Below are 18,079 nucleotides of genomic sequence, written 5' to 3' on the forward strand. Positions count from 1 at the left end.
CTGCTGTTCCTTGTGATCTGTGTGCAATTGTCAGAACCCGGCGACTATGCCGCAAAGCCTTTGTGACTGTCCAGTTCTATGCAATAGCCAGCACGATGGCCGATGTTTGCGCGAAATATGTGACCGGGTTGTTAAATCCGGTCATTTGCTTTCGCAACACGTTCGGCGAAGTCGGTGGCGTTGATCTCGCCGATCACCCGCACATCGGCGCGTTCGACGCCGTCCTTGCCGAAAAACATCAGCGCTGGCGGGCCGAACAGTTTGTAGCGGTCGAGCAGGGCACGTTGCTCGGCGTTGCTGGCGGTGATATCGAAGCGGATCAGTCGATAGCCTTTGAGGCGTTCGACGACTTTGGTGTCGTTGAGCACTTCATGTTCGATGACTTTGCAGCTGATGCACCAGTCGGCGTACCAGTCGAGCAGCAGCGGGGTGCCCGATGATTTGGCTTCGGCGAGGACGCGGTCCAGGTCTGCCGGAGTGCTGACGGTTTGCCAGGCGCTGGTGTTTTGCGGCTGCTGGTTGCCGGCAACCGTGCGCGGCTGGCCAATCGGATTGAGCGGGTCGGTCTGACCGCTGAACGCTCCGTACCAACACGCCAGCGCATAAAACAGCAGGAACATCCCAAGCAATTGGGCCAGGCGTTTTCTCGGCGGTTTGTAGACGAACTCCAGCGCACCCATGAACAACCCGACGCCACCGGCCAGCAAGCCGATCAGCAGCAGCGTGATCTGGCCCGGCAGTACTCGACTGAGCAGACCGATCGCCAGCCCCAGCAACAAAACGCCAATCGCGTTTTTCACATAGATCAGCCAGGGGCCGCTTTTCGGCAGCCAGGCGGCGCCACCGGTGGCAACCAGCAGCAGCGGGGCGCCCATGCCAAGGCCGAGCATGAACAATTTCAGACCGCCGCCCAATGCATCGCCGCTGGCGCTGATGTACAGCAGCGCGCCGGCCAGCGGCGCCGAGACGCAGGGTGACACCAGCAGGCTGGAAACCACACCCAGCACGGCGGCGCCCCACAACGAGCCGCCTTCGGTGCGACCGGCGATCCGATCCAGCCGACTGCTGATAGCGTGAGGCAGCTTGAGTTCGAAGACGCCAAACATCGCCAAGGCAAACAGCGCAAAAAACATCGCGAATGGCACCAGCACCCACGCCGATTGCAGTCGCGCCTGAAGATTGAGCTGTGCGCCGAACATCCCCATCAACGCCCCGAGCAGGGCGAAGCAGGCGGCCATTGGCAGCACATAAGCGAGGGACAGATTGAAGCCGCGCAAACCACCCACCTGACCGCGCAACACCACGCCGGACAGGATCGGCAGCATCGGCAGCACACACGGTGTGAACGTCAGGCCCAGGCCTGCGAGGAAGAACAGCGCCAGTTCGCGCCAGCTCCAGGCGGGTGTCGCGCCTGCGCTGCCATCTATACTCAGGCGCTCGGTCTCGGGTGGATAACACAGCCCTTTGTCGGCGCAACCCTGATACGTAACCGCCAGCGTGAACGCTCGTTGATCGGTGCGCGGCAGTTCGACTTCGAGAATGCCGTGGTAGACCTCGACATCGCCGAAGTACTCATCGTGCTTCTGTTCGCCCTTGGGCAGTTGCGCGGCGCCCAGGCCAACATCGGCGGGATCGGCGCGAAACTGAAAGCGGTGTCGGTAGAGGTAGTAGCCCTCGGTGGCGACGAAACGCAGCTTGATCGATTGCGGTGTGCTTTCTACCAGACTCAACTGAAAAGCTTCGCGCACCGGCAGGAAGTCGGCGCTGTTGTTGATCGAGCCCAACGTCGAACTGGGCCGACTGTCCAGCAACCCGGCGGCGGTGGCCGGCAGGGCGAGCACTAAAAACAGCAGGCAGAGCAAACGGCGCATGACAATCTCGCGTATCGAAAGTGAGGGCATGATAGCGGACAGTCGCGGGGTGTGCAGGGCGAGACCTGTGGTGATTGTTCTGACGCCTTCGCGAGCAGGCTCGCTCCCACAATGGAATGCGTACCCCTGTGGGAGCGAGCCTGCTCGCGAAGGTGATCTATCAGACGCGGAAGGCTTGGACGGCTGTATGCAATCGCCCACCCAACACCAGCAAATTCTCCCCCTGCACGCGTCCTTCGCCAATGCGCAGCAAATTATCCCCACCCAATTGGTGAATCCGCTCACTGTGATCGCGGATTTCGCTGACGGCGCCGCTCTGCTGGGCGGTGACATCGGCGATGCGCACGGCGGTGTCGGAAATGGTCTGGATCGCGCCGACGATTTTATCCAGTGCGCCGTCGGCGGCCTGGGCCTGATTGGCAGTGGCTTCGGCGTGTTCGACTTGGGCGCGCATGCCTTCCACCGATTGTCGCGCCGCGGTTTGCAAACCCGCGATCAAGGTCTGGATCTCTGCGGTGGCACCGGCGGTGCGTTGTGCCAGTGAGCGAACTTCTTCGGCCACCACCGCAAACCCCCGGCCCATTTCTCCGGCACGAGCCGCTTCGATGGCGGCGTTCAGGGCCAGCAGGTTGGTCTGGTCGGCAATCGAACGGATCACTGTCAGCACGCCGCCGATGGTCGCCGACTCTTCGGCCAGGTGTTCGATCATCTGCGCGTTGCCTTGCACTTCGCCGACCAGCGCGTGGAGCCCGGTGAGGCTCAAACCGATGACTTTCTGGCCGTGCTCTACCGCCAATCCGGCATGGCGGCTGGCGTCGGCCGCCTGGCTGGCATCGCCGGCAACCTGTTGAATGGTCGCTTCCAGCTCACCAAGAGAGTCGCGGATCAGCGCCGTGTCGCCGGCCTGATGTTCGGCGCCGCTGTGCAGGTCGTTGCTCAACTCGGCCAGGGTTCGGCTGCTACCGGCGACCTGTTCGGCGTTGAGGCGAATGGTCCCGACCAGGTCGACCAGATAGGCGCGCAAGCGATTGAGCGAAGCTTGAATGTCATGCAGTTCGCGATTGGTCGCGCCCAATTCAATGTCCCGGCTGAAATCGCCCTCGGCCCAGGTCGAGAGGGCCGGCGCGAGGTTGGTCAGGGTTCGGGCCAGGCGTCGTTGCAGGGTATCGATGAGCAACGCGATCAACAGGATCAGGCCGATCATCACCCCTTGCATCAGCCGCACTTCGCCCTGGATCTGACCGTGCTGGGCGCGAACCACCGGCTCCAGCCCGGCAATGGCCTGCTGCACAGCGGCGATTTTCAGGTGAGTGGCGGCGCTGAGGTCGGTGCGTTTCTGGATCTGCTCACGTGTGCGCGCCAGTTCAGCCGGGTAGCGAGTGAGGAGGCTGTTCAGTTCACGCTTGAGGCCGACGCCCGCATCTTCGGCAACAGCTTTTTCGGTGTTCTCCAAGCCCATCATCGCGGCGAAATCATCGGTGCCGGATTCGCTGCTACTGGCTACACCGAGCAGCGGCAAGGCTCCCAGCAACTCAGCCTCAGTGCGGATGTTGGCGACTTCACGCTCGACATCGGCGGCCAATTCGCTGCGGCCGCTGCTGACCAGTTTGTCCCGCGCCAGAGACAATTTGCCCAAGTGCTGGGAGGCGGCGAGCAACGGCGTCAGGTACGCGGCGTTAGCGCTGGCGTATTGGCTGAGCTGATCGAGGCTGGCACCGAGTTCCCGCTCGGCTTGCAGCAACAGTGCTTGCGGATCGCCGGCCAGTTTACCAGCGGCCAGCAGGTCAGTTTTGCTGAACTCTTCGAGGTTCGACAGGCTCGGGCGCAAGGTGTCGGCCAATGCCGGTGGCAACTCGCCGAGTTCCTTTTGCAGGCTGTCGATGGCCTGACTGGCGCTGCTCAGGCGCAGGGCATCGCCGCTGGCGAGGTAGTCCTCGATGTTGCGCGCGACTTCATTTTGAAATTGCTGGGACAAGCCCAAGTAACGCTCCATCAATAGATACGGGCGCTCCAGGGCTTTTTGCGACCACCAAAGCGTGGCGCCAAGGGCCACGCACACGGCGACTAAAAGGAGGGTATTGAGATTGGTCAGCAGCTTCAGGCGCATCGCGGGTCTACCAACGGCAGAATGGTAAGTGCCTAAAGTTATTGCGTTTGTGTTACAGGGTTATGACCGAATCGGTCGATTCCGATGAAAAGGTGGCACTTTGCTTTGATGTTCGCGCGGCCTGCACGCGGTTGCGTCCAGCGTCTTTCGCGCGGTACAGCGCTTCGTCTGCCTGGCTGGCCATCATCAGGCTGTCGGAGTTTTCACACAGTTCCACCACCCCGGCGCTGAACGTACACCAGAGGTCCTGGGGTTGAGCCGGGTAGTGAATCTCGGCAAAGCGTCGACGGATTTCGTCGAGCACTTTGTGGGCCGATTCGAGATCGGTGTCCGGCATGACGATGGCGAATTCTTCACCGCCGTAACGACCGATGAAATCGGTCTTGCGCAAGCGTTGCTTCAGAAACAGCGCCAGGCTCTTGATCACCCGATCGCCCATGGGGTGGCCGTGGCTGTCGTTGACCCGTTTGAAGTGGTCGATGTCGAGCATCGCAAAGCTCAGCGGCTTGTTTTCGCGGCGGGCGCGGAAGCTGCAGTCTTCGAGCAATTGCAGAATGTGGGTGTGGTTGTACAGCCCGGTGAGGCTGTCGCGGACCATCCGCGCTTTCAAATTGCGTGCTCGCGCTGCGCGGTTGCGCACGGTGGTGATCAGGTGCCGGGGCTTGATCGGTTTGGTCAGGAAGTCGTCGCCGCCCTCGCTCATGGCGTCGAGCTGCTTGTCCAGATCGTCTTCGGCCGACAGGTAAATGATCGGCACGCTGACGTAACGGTCGTTGTGGCGGATCACTTTGGCCAGTTCAGTACCGGTGCAGGCCGGCATGTACATGTCGAGGATGATCAGGTCTGGCTGGAAGTCCGCGAGTTCGGCCATGGCCTGGATCGGCTCGATCAAGGTCCGCGTGACAATCCCGGCGCTATTGAGCAGGCGCTCGGTGTGCAAGGCCTGGGCGCGGGAATCGTCGATGATCAGCACTTTATAGGGTTCGTACTGGGCGACGCAGGTCAGGACTTCGATTTTCTCCAGCAGGCTCGAGGCTTCGAGGGTGCCGGTCAGGAATTCCTGGCCACCGGCACGCACGGCGGCGAGACGGGTCGGGGTATCGGTTTCGTTCAGGCTGAAGAACAACAGCGGTAATTGATGATCGAGGCCTTCCTGGGCTTCGGCGGCCAGCTTCAGGCCGATGCCGGCACCACTGAAGTCCACGTCCATGACGATCGCCGCGGGCAAGCGCTCGACCATCGAAGAGCGGAACGCCGCAACGCTGTCGAGGGCTTGCGCGCTGAGCCCGAAAAACTCCAGCTGCTTGGCCAGACGTTCAGCGCGGTCGTAATCCTGCAACATCACGTAGATCGGCTTGCGCAGCGGCGGCAGGAAGGTTTGTTCGAGTTGGTCGCCGTGGCGCAGACCGGTGCGCGACAGGCGCTGCATCAAACGATTGAGGTCAGTGATCAGTCCGCTGCTCAGGCGTCCGCGATTGGCGTCGACCGCCTCCAGCGACTGACCGATGTGGCGCGCCAGCTGGGTGTGTTCAGGTTGTTCAAAGCGCTCGGCGAAACGCAGCAGGCGCAGATTGGCCTCGCTCAGTTCCGATAAGTCGGTGGTGGACCACTCGCTGCATTGCAGGCGCTGCCATATCTCAAGAATTTGACGTGCCTGATGAATTACCCGCTGGGCAAAGTGGTGCTTGAGGCGCTCACGGCTGGGGTCTTCTGGCTCGGTCATATCCTGACTACTAGTTAGGGTGCATGCTGAGATCGACTGGTGGCTCTATGCTAGCACCTCTTTTCAATCGCATGAGTGTCGTACGTCAATTAACTGCAAAGCGACCTGATTCAGTTACTGACCGACTGGTCGCATAGGATCAACGCTGTGCTTCATTTATAGTGGCCCTCGATTGTAGCCCTTGTGCGGGTTAGTGTTTGCGCAGGATTTAATGCGCGGCAAACGAGGCACGATGAGATAGGGTTGTGGTCGAACCGATGAACTCAAGTGATTGAAAGGATATCGCCATGCTGGACTGGAAGAACCGCGCGGGCAGCGCCCCTGAACGTGCCGCTGAACCGAAATCGGCCACCCGCAGTTACTTGGGTGGCCTGTTGTTCAGCCGGGCGCTGGCCACCCTGATTGGCCTGTACTTGCTGGTGGCTATTGCGCTGGGCTGGTACTGGAGCCAGGAACCTGCGCTGTTTCCGGTTCAGCAGAATGCCCAGATGGCCGCCGAGAAAGAAGGCAAGCAAATGGTCATCGGCTACACCACGGTCGAAACCCTCAAGACCGTCGCCGGTACTTTGCTGACCAAACCGGGTGGCTATATTTCCAACGACCGTTTCCCGCCGGGCCTGTGGATGGATAACACGCCGAGCTGGGAATATGGCGTGCTGGTCCAGGTCCGTGACTTGACGCGTGCCTTGCGTAAAGACTTCGCCCGCTCGCAATCGCAATCTGCCGAAGACTCCGATCTGGCCAAGGCCGAGCCGCGTTTCAACTTCGACAATAAAAGCTGGGTGCTGCCATCCAGTGAGTCCGAGTACCAGGAAGGCATCAATTCCCTGAGCCGTTATCAGGCGCGCCTTTCCGATCCGTCGCAGAAAAACGCGCTGTTCTATGCCCGCGCCGACAACCTGAACAACTGGCTGGGCGATGTGGGCACCCGTCTGGGTTCGCTGTCGCAACGGCTGTCGGCCAGCGTTGGCCGGGTCAAGCTCAACACCTCGCTGAAAACCGAAGTCGTCGCACCGGGTCAGGTGCCGCAGGTTGACGAAGAAATCGTCGAAACCCCGTGGATGCAGATCGACAACGTGTTCTACGAAGCTCGCGGTCAGGCCTGGGCCTTGTCCCATCTGTTGCGCGCCATCGAAGTCGACTTCGCCGATGTGCTGGCCAAGAAGAATGCCACGGTCAGCGTGCGTCAGATCATTCGTGAACTGGAAGCCTCGCAGGAACCGGTCTGGAGTCCTATGATCCTTAATGGCAGCGGTTTCGGGGTGCTGGCCAACCACTCGCTGGTCATGGCCAACTACATCTCCCGGGCCAACGCCGCAGTGATCGATTTGCGTCAATTGCTCAATCAGGGCTGAGTCATGGTCAATAGCGCCAGAGAGGTCGCGCACCGCGCGGCCTCGGATGCCGAACAGATCGCTTGGGTCGACGAGCAGGACAACCTGCTCGGCGCCCTGGTCCGCTCCGACCTGCGTGAACGCGGGCTGATCGGGCGCGGCACTTACATCATGCTGTTCAATTCTGCCGGTGAGCTCTGCGTGCATCGACGCACGCTGAGCAAAGCCATTTATCCAGGTTTCTGGGACGTGGCGGCGGGGGGCATGGTGCTAGCGACCGAAACCTACGCCGAATCGGCTGCCCGCGAGCTGGAAGAAGAGCTGGGCGTGAGCGGTGTGGAACTGACTGCCCATGATCACTTTTTCTTCGAAGACACCGGCAATCGACTCTGGTGTTCGGCTTTTTCGGCGGTGTGGGACGGTCCGTTGATCCTGCAACCGGAAGAGGTGCTGGAAGCGCGTTTCATCCCCATCGATCAGGTCCTGCTGGAAATCCAGCAAAAGCCTTATTGCCCGGACTCTCTGGCTGCGTTGAAGCGGTATCTCCGGGCCCGTGGGTCGGACGTCGCAAAAGAGGCATAAATTGGCGCCGATTGGCTCTTAGCAAGTCGGCTTTTTGCCGTTACACTGCGCGACCTTTTCAAACTGAACCGGCATTGCTTTTTGTAGGAGCTGCCGCAGGCTGCGATCTTTTGACTTTGCTTTTGAGTCAAAATCAAAAGATCGCAGCCTCGTTGCACTCGTCAGCTCCTACACAGGGTTTTCCGTTTCAGTAGCGCTGCCCCTGCCTGAGTGGGGCTTCGCGGTCGATGGCACTTGCCCAAGTTGCCGCGACCAGTCTTTGTCCTCCCAAGAGGATTGCCGGTGGCCAAAAAAGCCGCATCCTTCGCCGCCCTTGGTGGCCTGGTATTTTCCACCGACGCAGGTCGTCATTGCCCGGATTGCAGTAAACCGGTGGATGCCTGCATCTGCAAACAGACCGTTATCCCGGCCGGCGACGGCATTGCTCGCGTGCGTCGCGAAAGCAAGGGGCGTGGCGGCAAGACGGTGACCACCATCACCGGCGTGCCGTTGGCCGAAGACGCACTCAAGGACCTGGCGACCACGTTGAAGAAACGTTGCGGGACCGGTGGTGCGTTGAAAGACGGAATCATTGAAATCCAGGGCGATCATGTCGAGCTACTCTTGGCCGAACTGATCAAACTCGGTTTCAAGGCGAAGAAGTCCGGCGGCTAGCAGCCTCTGTGAAAACCACCCTCGGCTTGATCCTGCCCTGATCCGATTCAGGTCTGGCGTCGTCTACATGGTTTTCACAGAGCCTGTTCTGACCGGTTTCTAAACTCACTGCGGTCAGCGAGGTCTATCCCCTCGTTGACGAACCGTCATTTTCATTCTTTAGACTGCGCCGGCCTGAACCCAGGCGACGCTCTATGACTTCTTTATAGGGGACTTCAATGTCCGTACGACGCACACGCAAAGACGATGGCAGCCAATGGACAGTTGCGGACAGCCGCAGTGTTTACGGGATTCGCCATTGGGGGGCCGGGTACTTCGCGATCAATGACGCCGGTCGCGTCGAAGTTCGTCCGAACGGTCCGACCAGTTCGCCTATCGACCTCTTCGAGCAAGTTGACCAGCTGCGCAAAAGCGGCCTGTCCTTGCCACTGCTGGTGCGTTTCCCGGATATCCTGCAAGACCGCGTGCGTCAGCTGACCGGCGCCTTCGACGCCAACATCGAGCGTCTGGAATACCAGAGCAAGTACACCGCGCTGTACCCGATCAAGGTGAACCAGCAAGAAGCGGTGATCGAGAACATCATTGCCACCCAAGACGTGTCCATCGGCCTGGAAGCCGGCTCCAAGCCTGAGCTGCTGGCCGTGCTGGCCCTGGCGCCGAAGGGCGGCACCATCGTCTGCAACGGCTACAAGGATCGCGAGTTCATTCGTCTGGCGCTGATGGGCCAAAAGCTCGGCCACAACGTGTTCATCGTGATCGAGAAAGAATCCGAAGTCGGGCTGGTGATCGAAGAAGCCGCCTCGTTGAAGGTCAAGCCACAAGTTGGTCTGCGCGTGCGTCTGTCGTCCCTGGCGTCGAGCAAGTGGGCCGACACTGGCGGCGAGAAATCCAAGTTCGGTCTGTCGGCGGCGCAACTGCTGTCGGTGGTCGAGCGTTTCCGCGCCGCAGGCCTGGATCAGGGCATTCGCCTGCTGCACTTCCACATGGGCTCGCAGATCGCCAACCTGGCGGACTACCAGCACGGCTTCAAGGAAGCGATTCGTTACTACGGCGAACTGCGCAACCTCGGCCTGCCGGTTGACCACATCGACGTCGGCGGCGGTTTGGGCGTGGACTACGACGGTACGCACTCGCGCAATGCCAGTTCGATCAACTACGACATGGACGATTACGCCGGTGTTGTGGTCGGGATGCTCAAGGAATTCTGCGACGCGCAGAGCCTCCCGCACCCGAACATCTTCTCCGAAAGCGGCCGCTCCCTGACCGCTCACCACGCCATGCTGGTGGTGCAAGTGACCGACGTCGAGAAACACAACGACGACGTGCCGCAGATCGAGAACAAGGAAGAACTGCCGGAAACCGTGCAGTGGCTGGTTGACCTGCTGGGCCCGACCGACATTGAGATGGTCACCGAAACCTACTGGCGGGCCACTCACTACATGAGCGACATCGCGACCCAGTACGCCGATGGCAAGCTGACCCTGGCCGAGAAAGCCCTGGCCGAGCAATGCTACTTCGCCGTGTGCCGTCGCCTGCACAACTCGTTGAAGGCGCGTCAGCGTTCGCACCGTCAGGTGCTCGACGAACTCAACGACAAACTGGCCGACAAGTACATCTGCAACTTCTCGGTATTCCAGAGCCTGCCGGACACCTGGGCCATCGGCCAGGTGTTGCCGATCCTGCCGCTGCACCGTCTCGACGAAGAGCCGCTGCGCCGTGCCGTGCTGCAAGATCTGACTTGCGACTCCGACGGCAAGATCAAGCAATACGTTGACGAGCAGAGCATCGAAACCAGCCTGCCGGTTCACGGTTTGAACGACGGTGAAGACTACCTGCTGGGTATCTTCCTGGTCGGCGCCTACCAGGAAATCCTCGGCGACATGCACAACCTGTTCGGTGACACCGACTCGGTGAACATCTACCAGAACGCTGACGGCAGCGTGTACCACGCGGGTATCGAAACCCACGACACCATTGAAGACATGCTGCGTTACGTGCACTTGTCGCCGGAAGAGTTGATGACCCACTACCGCGACAAATGCGCCAGTGCGCGCATCACTGCTGCCGAGCGTACCCAGTTCCTTGACGCTCTGCGTCTGGGCCTGACCCGTTCGTCTTACCTGTCTTCTTGAGGTAAGGCACCGCTCTCATCAGGTTGTCTGAAAATGTTCCGCACGCTGCGGAAATTTCAGATGACTTGGTGGGATGCCTCCCTGATTTCCAGCGAAATGACTCACATTCTTGGCCATCCAAGCGATGTGGTCTTCTTTTCGCGTAGGTCATTTCCTAAGTTGTACTTCGGCACTCTACTCGGCCAACTCTCTCGGAGAGAATCCCCGGCCGCCCCTCCTGTAGAGAATCGCCGATGTTCGATCCAGTCAACGAGCCGTCATTTCGTCTGGATGTAGAGGGTCTGCCCGACCCCTTTGAGGTCTTGGCGTTTACCGGTAGTGAAGCCATCAGCGAGCCTTTTGTGTTCGACGTGGATCTGCTGATCGATGACCCGACACTCGACCTTGCAAGCCTGCTGTACCGTCCGGCCTTTCTGCATGTCGGGCCTGCGGGAAACGGCTTTCACGGACAATTACATGAACTCGTCCAGCGTGATCATGACCCGGCTGTCAGGCTCTGCCGCGTACGTCTGGGGCCGAAGCTGGCGTGCCTTTCCCTGCGCTTGAGCCAGCGAATTTTCAGCGCGCGCTCGGTGCCGCAAATCCTCAGTCAGGTGCTCAAGGAACACGGGATTGCCGGCAAGAATCGGCGCTTCGAGCTGAGTGGCGATTACCCGCCCCGTGATTTCTGTACGCAGTACCGGGAATCGGATCTGCAATTTATCCAGCGTCTGTGTGCTCAGGAACGGCTTCACTACCATTTCGAACACGGCGCGCGCGGGCATTGCGTGGTTTTTGGTGAGGGGCAGGGTCATTTTCGCCTCGGCGAAAATGCGCTCTTTCAGGTCGAGAGCGAACAATCAGCGGTACGTGAGTTCAAGCTTCTGGGCTGCGCTGATACTGCCCGGGAGGGGCAACGAACCGCGCCGATTGCCGAAGGTCGGACGGACCTGACGGCGCTGCGCAGCGGTCAGTTGATGCCGCTGTCCGGCCATCCGATTGCCGACTGGAATCATCTCTGGCTGCTGACCCACGTTGAGCATCAGGGCAGCCAGGATTTAACGGCGTCCTACAGCAACCAGATCCGCGCGATTCACTGGCAGGTGCCTTTTGTATCGCCTCATTGCGCAGTGAAACCCAGGATGCACAGCCTGCAACGGGCCTGGGTGGTCGACATTGATGAGTCATGCCCCGATCCGTCCAGGCCGGTGGCCGTGCAATTTGACTGGCTCTATCAGGGCGAGGGTGCAGCGCCCAGCCACTGTTGGCTGCCGTTGGCCGCTGAACTGGGTGACGCGGCAGTCACGCAGTTGAGTGAGGGGGCCGAAGTGGTGGTGAGCTTTATCGAGGGGGATCCGGATCAGCCGCTGATTACTGGGTTTCTTCACACCCCTGCGTCCGTTGAAGACGCTGAGGAGGACAGCCCGCCGCCTACGTCCGCGGCAGATGATGTCGGGGGCTTGCTGGGGCTTCTGCGATCGAGCGAGCCATTGATGTTGCTATGTCTGCTGCCCGGTGGCGGCAGTTTCAACCATTGCACGCAGGCCCTCTGCACCTGCCGGGCGGCGATGCAGTTTGGCCAGAGCGGTGCGGCATGATCGCCGAGACCCCGCAATGGCTATTGCTGGATATACCGGGTGCGCCACAGGCGGGGGCGATGCTGCAACAGCAGTTTGCGCATGCCCGGTGGTTCTGGCTGTTCGAAGGCACTGAGTGGCATGCGCTGCGTGAACACGGCCCGGCCCTTGTCGACCTTCGGACTTGCCCTGCGCTGGCCGGTTTGTGTGACAGCGAAGTGCCCCTCTGGCGTGGCTTGCTGATGGCCAGCGAGGTGTCGTCGTCGCAGTTGCTGGAGCATTTGCGCCGCATGCTCACGGTCACTTTCGGTGTGCATCATCGAGCCTTGTTGAGTTACTACAACCCACACACGGCCAGTTACTTGTTTGATGCCTGCGATGCGCAGGAACTGAGTCGCTGGCTGGGTCCTGTCAGCCATTTGCGCTGGTTCGGCGGTACGTGGGCCGACCGCGCGATAGGCAGTCAAGGCTGGCAGCAGTTGGTCAATCCGGGGCTTTGCGTCAGCCCCTTGGCGGTTGAAGAAAACCTCAGTCCTCGTCAGCAGGAAAAACTGCAAACCTGCCTGCTGGAGCAGCATGCCTGGCACTGGAGTCGATCCACCGGGACTGATTACAACACGCTGTGGTCCCACGTGCAGGAAGGGCTGGCGCTGGATTTTACCGAGCGCCCGGTACTCGATGACTGGTTATGGCTACGCTTGCAGTACCCCGGCGCTTTGCTTGGGCACGCGTTGCCGGGACTCACCCAGCAGGAGCGTCTCGATAGCCTGCGCAACCGGTGGCAGAGCGATCAACCCTGAACACGAGGTTCGACATCGATGGCGAGTACCACGCGGCGGTTGTTCAGCTTGATAACCGGCGGCGTATTGCTGGCCGTGATGACGGCGTGCTCGCCGCTGAAGTTGCTCAATGCGCTGACCCCCGATGCAACCTACGACAAGACCGAGGGCATTACCTATGGCGCTGATCCGCGGCAAAAACTCGATGTCTATGTGCCGCGCCATCCCATGGAAAACGCCCCGGTGGTGGTGTTTTTCTACGGCGGCAGCTGGAACAGCGGTTCACGCAGCGATTACGCTTTTGTCGGCGAGGCCCTGGCGTCCCGGGGAATTGTGGCGGTGCTGGCGGACTATCGGTTGTATCCGCAGGTGCGTTATCCGCTGTTCCTTGAAGATGGCGCCCGGGCCGTGGCCTGGACCCATGAACACATTCGTCAATATTCCGGGAATCCGCAGCGGTTGTACCTGATGGGCCACAGTTCCGGGGCTTACAACGTCGCGATGCTGGCGCTGGATCCTGGGTTACTGGGGGCGGTAGGCCTGTCGCCGCACAACCTCAGCGGCTGGATCGGCCTGGCCGGGCCTTATGATTTTCTGCCGATCAAAAATCCGGATGTGCGCCCGGTGTTTTTCTGGCCGGATTCACCACCCCGGTCGCAGCCGATCAATCATGTCAGTCGCGGCGCGCCACCGGCCTTGTTGATTGCTGCGAGCGACGATGAGCGGGTCAACCCGGCCCGCAACACCGGAGGCCTGGCACGCAAACTGCGCGAGGCGGGCGTGCCGGTGCAGGACCTGTATTTCTCGCGCACCAGCCACGCCACGCTGGTGGCGACGCTGTCGCGGCCCATGCGCGGTTTGGCTCCGGTGCTGGATGTGGTCACGGCCTTCGTCAATGCCACGCCGACTCAGTGAGCTTTGCCTGCGAACCAGCCGTCGCTTTTGTGCAGATACCAGGCGAACGCGCCGAGGGTCAGGCTGCGCAGCAACATGAACAGCAGAAAGGTTATCCACAGCCCATGGTTGCCCAAACCTTGCAGTGCCCAGGCGAACGGCAGTAGCAGAATCACCGTCAGCAGCATGCCGTTGCGCATTTCCCGGGCACGGGTGGCGCCGATAAACAGCCCGTCGAGCAGGTAACTCCAGACCGCGATCAGCGGCAGTGCGGCGAGGTAGGGCAGGTAGATGAACGCCGTGTCGCGCACGCTCTGAATGTTGGTCTGCATCTCGATAAACAGATGCCCGGCGAACAGAAACAGCACGGCAAAGCCCAGGCTCGCCAGCAACGACCAACCGCAGGCCACCACCAATGAGCGACGCAGGGCCTCTCGATCGCGAGCACCAATGGCATGCCCACACAGGGCTTCCACGGCGTGGGCCAGGCCGTCCAGCGCATGGGCGGTCAGCAGCAAACCATTGAGCAGCAGCGCGTTGGCGGCGACGGTGGCATCACCCAGTCGCGCGCCTTGCACGGTGATCAGGAAAAACACCGATTGCAGCGCCAGGCTGCGGATGAATATGTCGCGGTTGACCGCCAATAGCGGCCGCCAGCTCTGCCACAGCGCCAGCGCGGCCCAGGCGATGTGGCCGGGATAGGCGCGCAGGGCGTTGCGGGTCATCAGAAGGCCGATCAGCGCACCGGTCCATTCTGCGATCACCGACGCTCGGGCCGCACCGACCACGCCCCAATCCAGCCCGAGGACGAACCACAGGTTCAGCGCGATATTCACCAGGTTGGTGCTGAGCAAAATGGCCAGCGGCGCCCGGGCGTTCTGAGTGCCGAGGAACCAACCGACCAGCGCATAACTGGCCAGCGCCGCCGGCAGACCGAACAGGCGCGTGTGGAAAAATTCGCGGGTCAGTTGATCCAGCTCCGCCGACGGCTGCATGAAGTGCAGCGCGACCCCGCTCAACGGCACCCCCAGTGCTCCCAGGACAATGGCCAGGCCCATGGCCAACAACAGACCCTGCAGCAAGATCTGCCGCAACGCCGCGCCGTCCCCACGCCCGGCGGCCTGTGCGGCGAACCCGGTGGAACCCATGCGCAGAAAACCCATGGCCCAGGCGAGAAAGGTATACAGGCTGGCGCCGACCGCGACGGCGCCCAACTGATGGGCGTGGGGCAAGTGACCGATGACGGTACTGTCGACCAGCGCCACCAGCGGTACGGAAATGTTCGAGAGAATCATCGGCGCGGCGAGTGCCCAGACTCGATGATGGGTAGGGCGGTCGCGCCAGTCGGCGATCAGGTTGGACATGCAGGCTCCTTGGGGGAGCGGGCATTGTAGCGACACATTGGAATCCGCAGCGATTCATTGTGGGAGCGAGCCTGCTCGCGATGGCGGAGTGTCAGGCGACATCAATGTCGACCGGGCGGCCGCCTTCGCGAGCAGGCTCGCTCCCACAGGGGGATCAGGTTGCTAGTGGATTATCCAGCTCAACAACCACAACCCCAGCAGCAACCAGATAATCCCCATGATGATCGACGCATTCATGAACGCCCGAATCGCCGACCACAACAGCATCAACCCCAAAATCAGCGCGATGATGCTGATGATTGACGCGTCCATGCCTAACGCACGGGACAGCCCTTCGACAAAGTTGCTGCCGGCGTGGCTCAACAGATTGAACAAGCCACTGAGGCCGTCAACGATGAAACGGATAACCGAACCGAGTGCCTGGCCGAGCCATTCGAAAAAACTTTCTACCTGCATGTCGTGAGCGTCCTTGATGAATGTGGTGGCGTGGTTGCCGGACTTGAGCCTTGGGCTATCGAGCAGGGTACCGAGTTCCCGTAGGAGCTGCCGCAGGCTGCGATCTTTTGATTATGGTGCAAAGATCCGCGCCGCACCGAGACGCTTGCCTTCCCCCGTCATCCCCCCGAAGCTATACGCCTTCAGGAGAGCCCGATGAACCTTGTTGAACTGACCGAACGCCTGCACGCCATCCGTGACCGCAATGACTGGCGGCAATTTCACAGCCCGAAAAACCTGGCCATGGCCGCGAGCGTGGAAATGTCCGAGCTGGTGGAGATTTTCCAGTGGCTGACTGAAGACCAGTCGCGCCAGTTGTCGGCGGACACACTCGCCCATGCCGGGCAGGAAATCGGCGACATCGTGCTCTATCTACTGCTGCTGTGCAGCGAGTTGGGGTTGGACATGAATGAAGTCGTGCGCAGTAAACTCGCGGACAGTGAACGGAGGTTCAGCTGATGAGCGACCGTCATTTCGATCAACTGGCGACCCGATTCGCCGAAAAAATCTACGGCGGTGCCAAAGGCGCGATCCGTCTGGCGGTGCTTCAGGCCGACCTGGCCGAAACCTTGCCGGACCGGCCGTTGCGCGTACTGGACATCGGCGCCGGCCTGGGCCACATGTCGTTGTGGCTGGCCCAGCGTGGTCATGAGGTCACGCTGGCCGAGCCCGCCGAGCCGATGCTCGAAGGCGCCCGCCAGCGCTTTGCCGACGCCGGGCAAACAGCGACGTTCATTCAGGCCCCGTGGCAGGATCTGCTCGGCCAACTCACCGAGCCCTATGACCTGGTGCTGTGCCATGCGGTGCTGGAATGGCTGGCCGAACCGCATGCGATCCTGCCGGTGCTGCATCAATTGACCAAGCAGGATGGTTGGTTGTCCCTGGCCTTCTACAACCGCGATGCGTTGATCTATCGCAACCTGCTCAAAGGCCATTTCCGCAAGATGCGCAAGAACGACATGGCCGGCGAGAAACAGAGCCTGACCCCGCAGCAGCCACTTGATCCCCGCGAACTGGCGGCGCAACTTGAAGGCCTGTGGCAGGTCGAAACCCAGAGTGGGGTGCGGGTTTTTCACGATTACATGCCGGTGGAATTCCAGGCCCGCGCCGAACTGGTGGACTTGCTGGAAATGGAACTGGCCCACCGTCGTCACCCAAGCTTTGCCGGGCTTGGGCGCTACTTGCACTGGATCTGTCGGCCGGTCTGATCGGAGCGCGAAATGAACAGTCGTTCGGGCTTATTGGTGATTTGTCTCGGGTTGGCGGCCTGCCAGGGCACCAACCCTTATGTGGCGTCATCCAACCCCTTGCCACCCGCGCCGCCTCAGGCGGCCAACACCTTTGACCGCAGCGCCTACCCGGCACCGCCGCGCGACTACGGGCGCTACCGCAGCTGGGCCTGGCTCAACGGGCAGCTGCCGCCGGGCAACGCCTGGGCGGATTCGGCGCAGGTCGCTGAAGCCGTCAGCAATGCTCTCGATCAACGTGGCTTGCGCCCGCTGCACGATAACCGCCCGGCCGACCTGTTTGTCAGCGCCGACCTGCACCTGGAAACCCGCTTGCGTCAGGTTCAGGACGACTATGGTTATTACGGCGGCGGTTATGGCGGTTACAACCGCTACGGCAGCGGTTACGGCATGTACAACACCGTGCCGGTCGTGCGGACTTATCAGGAACAGGTCGTGGTGGTGCGGGTTGATTTGTTTGACGCTCAAAGCGGTCAACCGGTATGGAGTGCCAGCGCCGAAACCAGCAACCGAGGCAGTCAGAGCGAGCGAGCCGACGCGATACGGGCGGCTGTAGAAAAGGCCATGTCGGCGTATCCTCCTAGTTAGCTTCTGTCGTTAAGAAGCATTGCGCAGGTTCATGTCTTCAACCGGAGAAATATCATGTTCCGCCGTCTCGCTTTACTGGCTGTGGCCGCGCTGCTCAGTGCCTGCGCCGCCAACCAGGTCAATCATGACTTCGATGCCAGTCGCGACTTTGCCGCCTATCGCAGCTGGAGCTGGAAAGAACCCGCCCTGCAGTATCGCCCCGATGACCCACGGATCAAGAGCGACCTGACTGAACAACGCATCCGCCAATCGGTGACCGATCAGTTGGATCAGCGCGGCCTGCGTCCGGCTGCCGGTGGCCAAAAGGGCGATTTGAGCGTGCAAACCTATCTGATCGTCGAACAGCGCCAGCAACAAGTGACCACCAACTACGGCGGCGCTTGGGGTAATCCATGGAACGGCTACTGGGGCGGGCCGATGTACAACGAAACCCGCAATGTCACCTACAAGGTCGCCACCATCCAGATCGACCTGCTTGATGGCAAGGACGGCAAACTGGTGTGGCGCGGCAGTGACGAGCAGATGCTCAGCCGCACACCGAACCCGTCGGATCGCAGCACTGCAATACGTGAAACGGTCGGGCGAATTCTCGCCAACTACCCACCGCACTAAACACGATCAACCCTGTAGGAGCCGAGCTTGCTCGCGAAGGCGGCGTCACATCCAGAAAAGAGGTGACTGACAGACCGCATTCGCGAGCAAGCTCTGCTCCTACAGGGTTTTTCTTGTCTGCAATGGCATGTTGCCAGCAGT

Annotated in this window: 15 protein-coding genes and 1 pseudogene; 11 read left to right on the forward strand and 5 right to left on the reverse strand. The window is 60.8% G+C overall.

What is annotated here, in order from left to right; all coding sequences use genetic code 11:
* Window positions 1-131: 131 nt before the first annotated feature.
* The 3 genes and pseudogenes from ACYZTW_RS04040 to gcbA all read right to left on the reverse strand — a co-directional run bounded on the left by ACYZTW_RS04040 (window position 132) and on the right by gcbA (window position 5,701).
* Window positions 132-1,871 (reverse strand): protein-disulfide reductase DsbD, encoded by a 1,740-nt coding sequence (locus ACYZTW_RS04040; protein ID WP_462003837.1) that lies wholly within the window; start codon window positions 1,869-1,871, stop codon window positions 132-134.
* Window positions 1,872-2,031: 160 nt separating this feature from the next.
* Window positions 2,032-2,538 (reverse strand): annotated as a pseudogene (locus ACYZTW_RS04045) (methyl-accepting chemotaxis protein); the annotation flags it as partial.
* A gap of 1,492 nt (window positions 2,539-4,030) precedes the next feature.
* Window positions 4,031-5,701, reverse strand: a complete 1,671-nt coding sequence (gene gcbA, locus ACYZTW_RS04050) for a diguanylate cyclase GcbA (RefSeq protein WP_462003838.1) — start codon at window positions 5,699-5,701, stop codon at window positions 4,031-4,033.
* A gap of 287 nt (window positions 5,702-5,988) precedes the next feature.
* Here gcbA and ACYZTW_RS04055 point away from each other — a divergent pair, with 287 nt between their 5' ends.
* The 7 genes from ACYZTW_RS04055 to ACYZTW_RS04085 all read left to right on the forward strand — a co-directional run bounded on the left by ACYZTW_RS04055 (window position 5,989) and on the right by ACYZTW_RS04085 (window position 13,653).
* Window positions 5,989-7,056: a DUF2333 family protein gene (locus ACYZTW_RS04055; protein WP_462003839.1), complete on the forward strand. Its 1,068-nt coding sequence runs from the start codon at window positions 5,989-5,991 to the stop codon at window positions 7,054-7,056.
* 3 nt (window positions 7,057-7,059) lie between these two features.
* Complete coding sequence (locus ACYZTW_RS04060; RefSeq protein WP_462003840.1) at window positions 7,060-7,617, forward strand: NUDIX hydrolase; 558 nt, start codon at window positions 7,060-7,062, stop codon at window positions 7,615-7,617.
* A gap of 282 nt (window positions 7,618-7,899) precedes the next feature.
* Window positions 7,900-8,271 (forward strand): translation initiation factor Sui1, encoded by a 372-nt coding sequence (locus ACYZTW_RS04065; protein ID WP_090176030.1) that lies wholly within the window; start codon window positions 7,900-7,902, stop codon window positions 8,269-8,271.
* Window positions 8,272-8,489: 218 nt separating this feature from the next.
* Window positions 8,490-10,403 (forward strand): arginine decarboxylase, encoded by a 1,914-nt coding sequence (speA, locus tag ACYZTW_RS04070; protein ID WP_462003841.1) that lies wholly within the window; start codon window positions 8,490-8,492, stop codon window positions 10,401-10,403.
* A gap of 233 nt (window positions 10,404-10,636) precedes the next feature.
* Window positions 10,637-11,980 carry a contractile injection system protein, VgrG/Pvc8 family gene (locus tag ACYZTW_RS04075; RefSeq protein WP_462003842.1) on the forward strand — a complete coding sequence of 448 codons (1,344 nt, stop codon included), beginning with the start codon at window positions 10,637-10,639 and terminating at the stop codon, window positions 11,978-11,980.
* Window positions 11,977-12,759 (forward strand): DUF4123 domain-containing protein, encoded by a 783-nt coding sequence (locus ACYZTW_RS04080; RefSeq protein ID WP_462003843.1) that lies wholly within the window; start codon window positions 11,977-11,979, stop codon window positions 12,757-12,759. Before ACYZTW_RS04075 ends, ACYZTW_RS04080 begins: the two co-directional genes overlap by 4 nt.
* Window positions 12,760-12,777: 18 nt before the next feature.
* On the forward strand, window positions 12,778-13,653 hold the full coding sequence (locus tag ACYZTW_RS04085) for an alpha/beta hydrolase (protein WP_462003844.1): 876 nt from the start codon (window positions 12,778-12,780) through the stop codon (window positions 13,651-13,653).
* On the opposite strand, the gene ACYZTW_RS04090 is transcribed toward ACYZTW_RS04085, so the two are convergent.
* Together ACYZTW_RS04090 and ACYZTW_RS04095 are read right to left on the reverse strand one after the other, a co-directional pair.
* A complete protein-coding gene (locus ACYZTW_RS04090; RefSeq protein ID WP_462003845.1) occupies window positions 13,647-14,996 on the reverse strand; it encodes an MATE family efflux transporter in 1,350 nt (449 codons plus the stop codon). The two genes, ACYZTW_RS04085 and ACYZTW_RS04090, sit on opposite strands and share 7 nt — an antisense overlap.
* A gap of 162 nt (window positions 14,997-15,158) precedes the next feature.
* Window positions 15,159-15,452: a hypothetical protein gene (locus ACYZTW_RS04095; RefSeq protein WP_033059560.1), complete on the reverse strand. Its 294-nt coding sequence runs from the start codon at window positions 15,450-15,452 to the stop codon at window positions 15,159-15,161.
* A 195-nt stretch (window positions 15,453-15,647) separates the two neighbouring features.
* Between ACYZTW_RS04095 and ACYZTW_RS04100 the strand changes: the two genes are divergently transcribed.
* Genes ACYZTW_RS04100 through ACYZTW_RS04115 form a run of 4 tightly spaced genes read left to right on the forward strand, consistent with a single transcriptional unit; the run spans window position 15,648 to window position 17,938 of the window.
* On the forward strand, window positions 15,648-15,950 hold the full coding sequence (locus tag ACYZTW_RS04100) for a MazG-like family protein (protein ID WP_462003846.1): 303 nt from the start codon (window positions 15,648-15,650) through the stop codon (window positions 15,948-15,950).
* Complete coding sequence (locus ACYZTW_RS04105; protein WP_129438807.1) at window positions 15,950-16,699, forward strand: methyltransferase; 750 nt, start codon at window positions 15,950-15,952, stop codon at window positions 16,697-16,699. The genes ACYZTW_RS04100 and ACYZTW_RS04105 overlap by 1 nt, the downstream gene beginning before the upstream one ends.
* Before the next feature lie 12 nt (window positions 16,700-16,711).
* Complete coding sequence (locus ACYZTW_RS04110) at window positions 16,712-17,326, forward strand: DUF4136 domain-containing protein (protein WP_462003847.1); 615 nt, start codon at window positions 16,712-16,714, stop codon at window positions 17,324-17,326.
* Window positions 17,327-17,380: 54 nt separating this feature from the next.
* Window positions 17,381-17,938 carry a DUF4136 domain-containing protein gene (locus ACYZTW_RS04115; RefSeq protein WP_462003848.1) on the forward strand — a complete coding sequence of 186 codons (558 nt, stop codon included), beginning with the start codon at window positions 17,381-17,383 and terminating at the stop codon, window positions 17,936-17,938.
* The last annotated feature ends 141 nt before the right edge of the window (window positions 17,939-18,079 follow it).

It is taken from the genome of Pseudomonas sp. LB3P25, assembly GCF_054897985.1.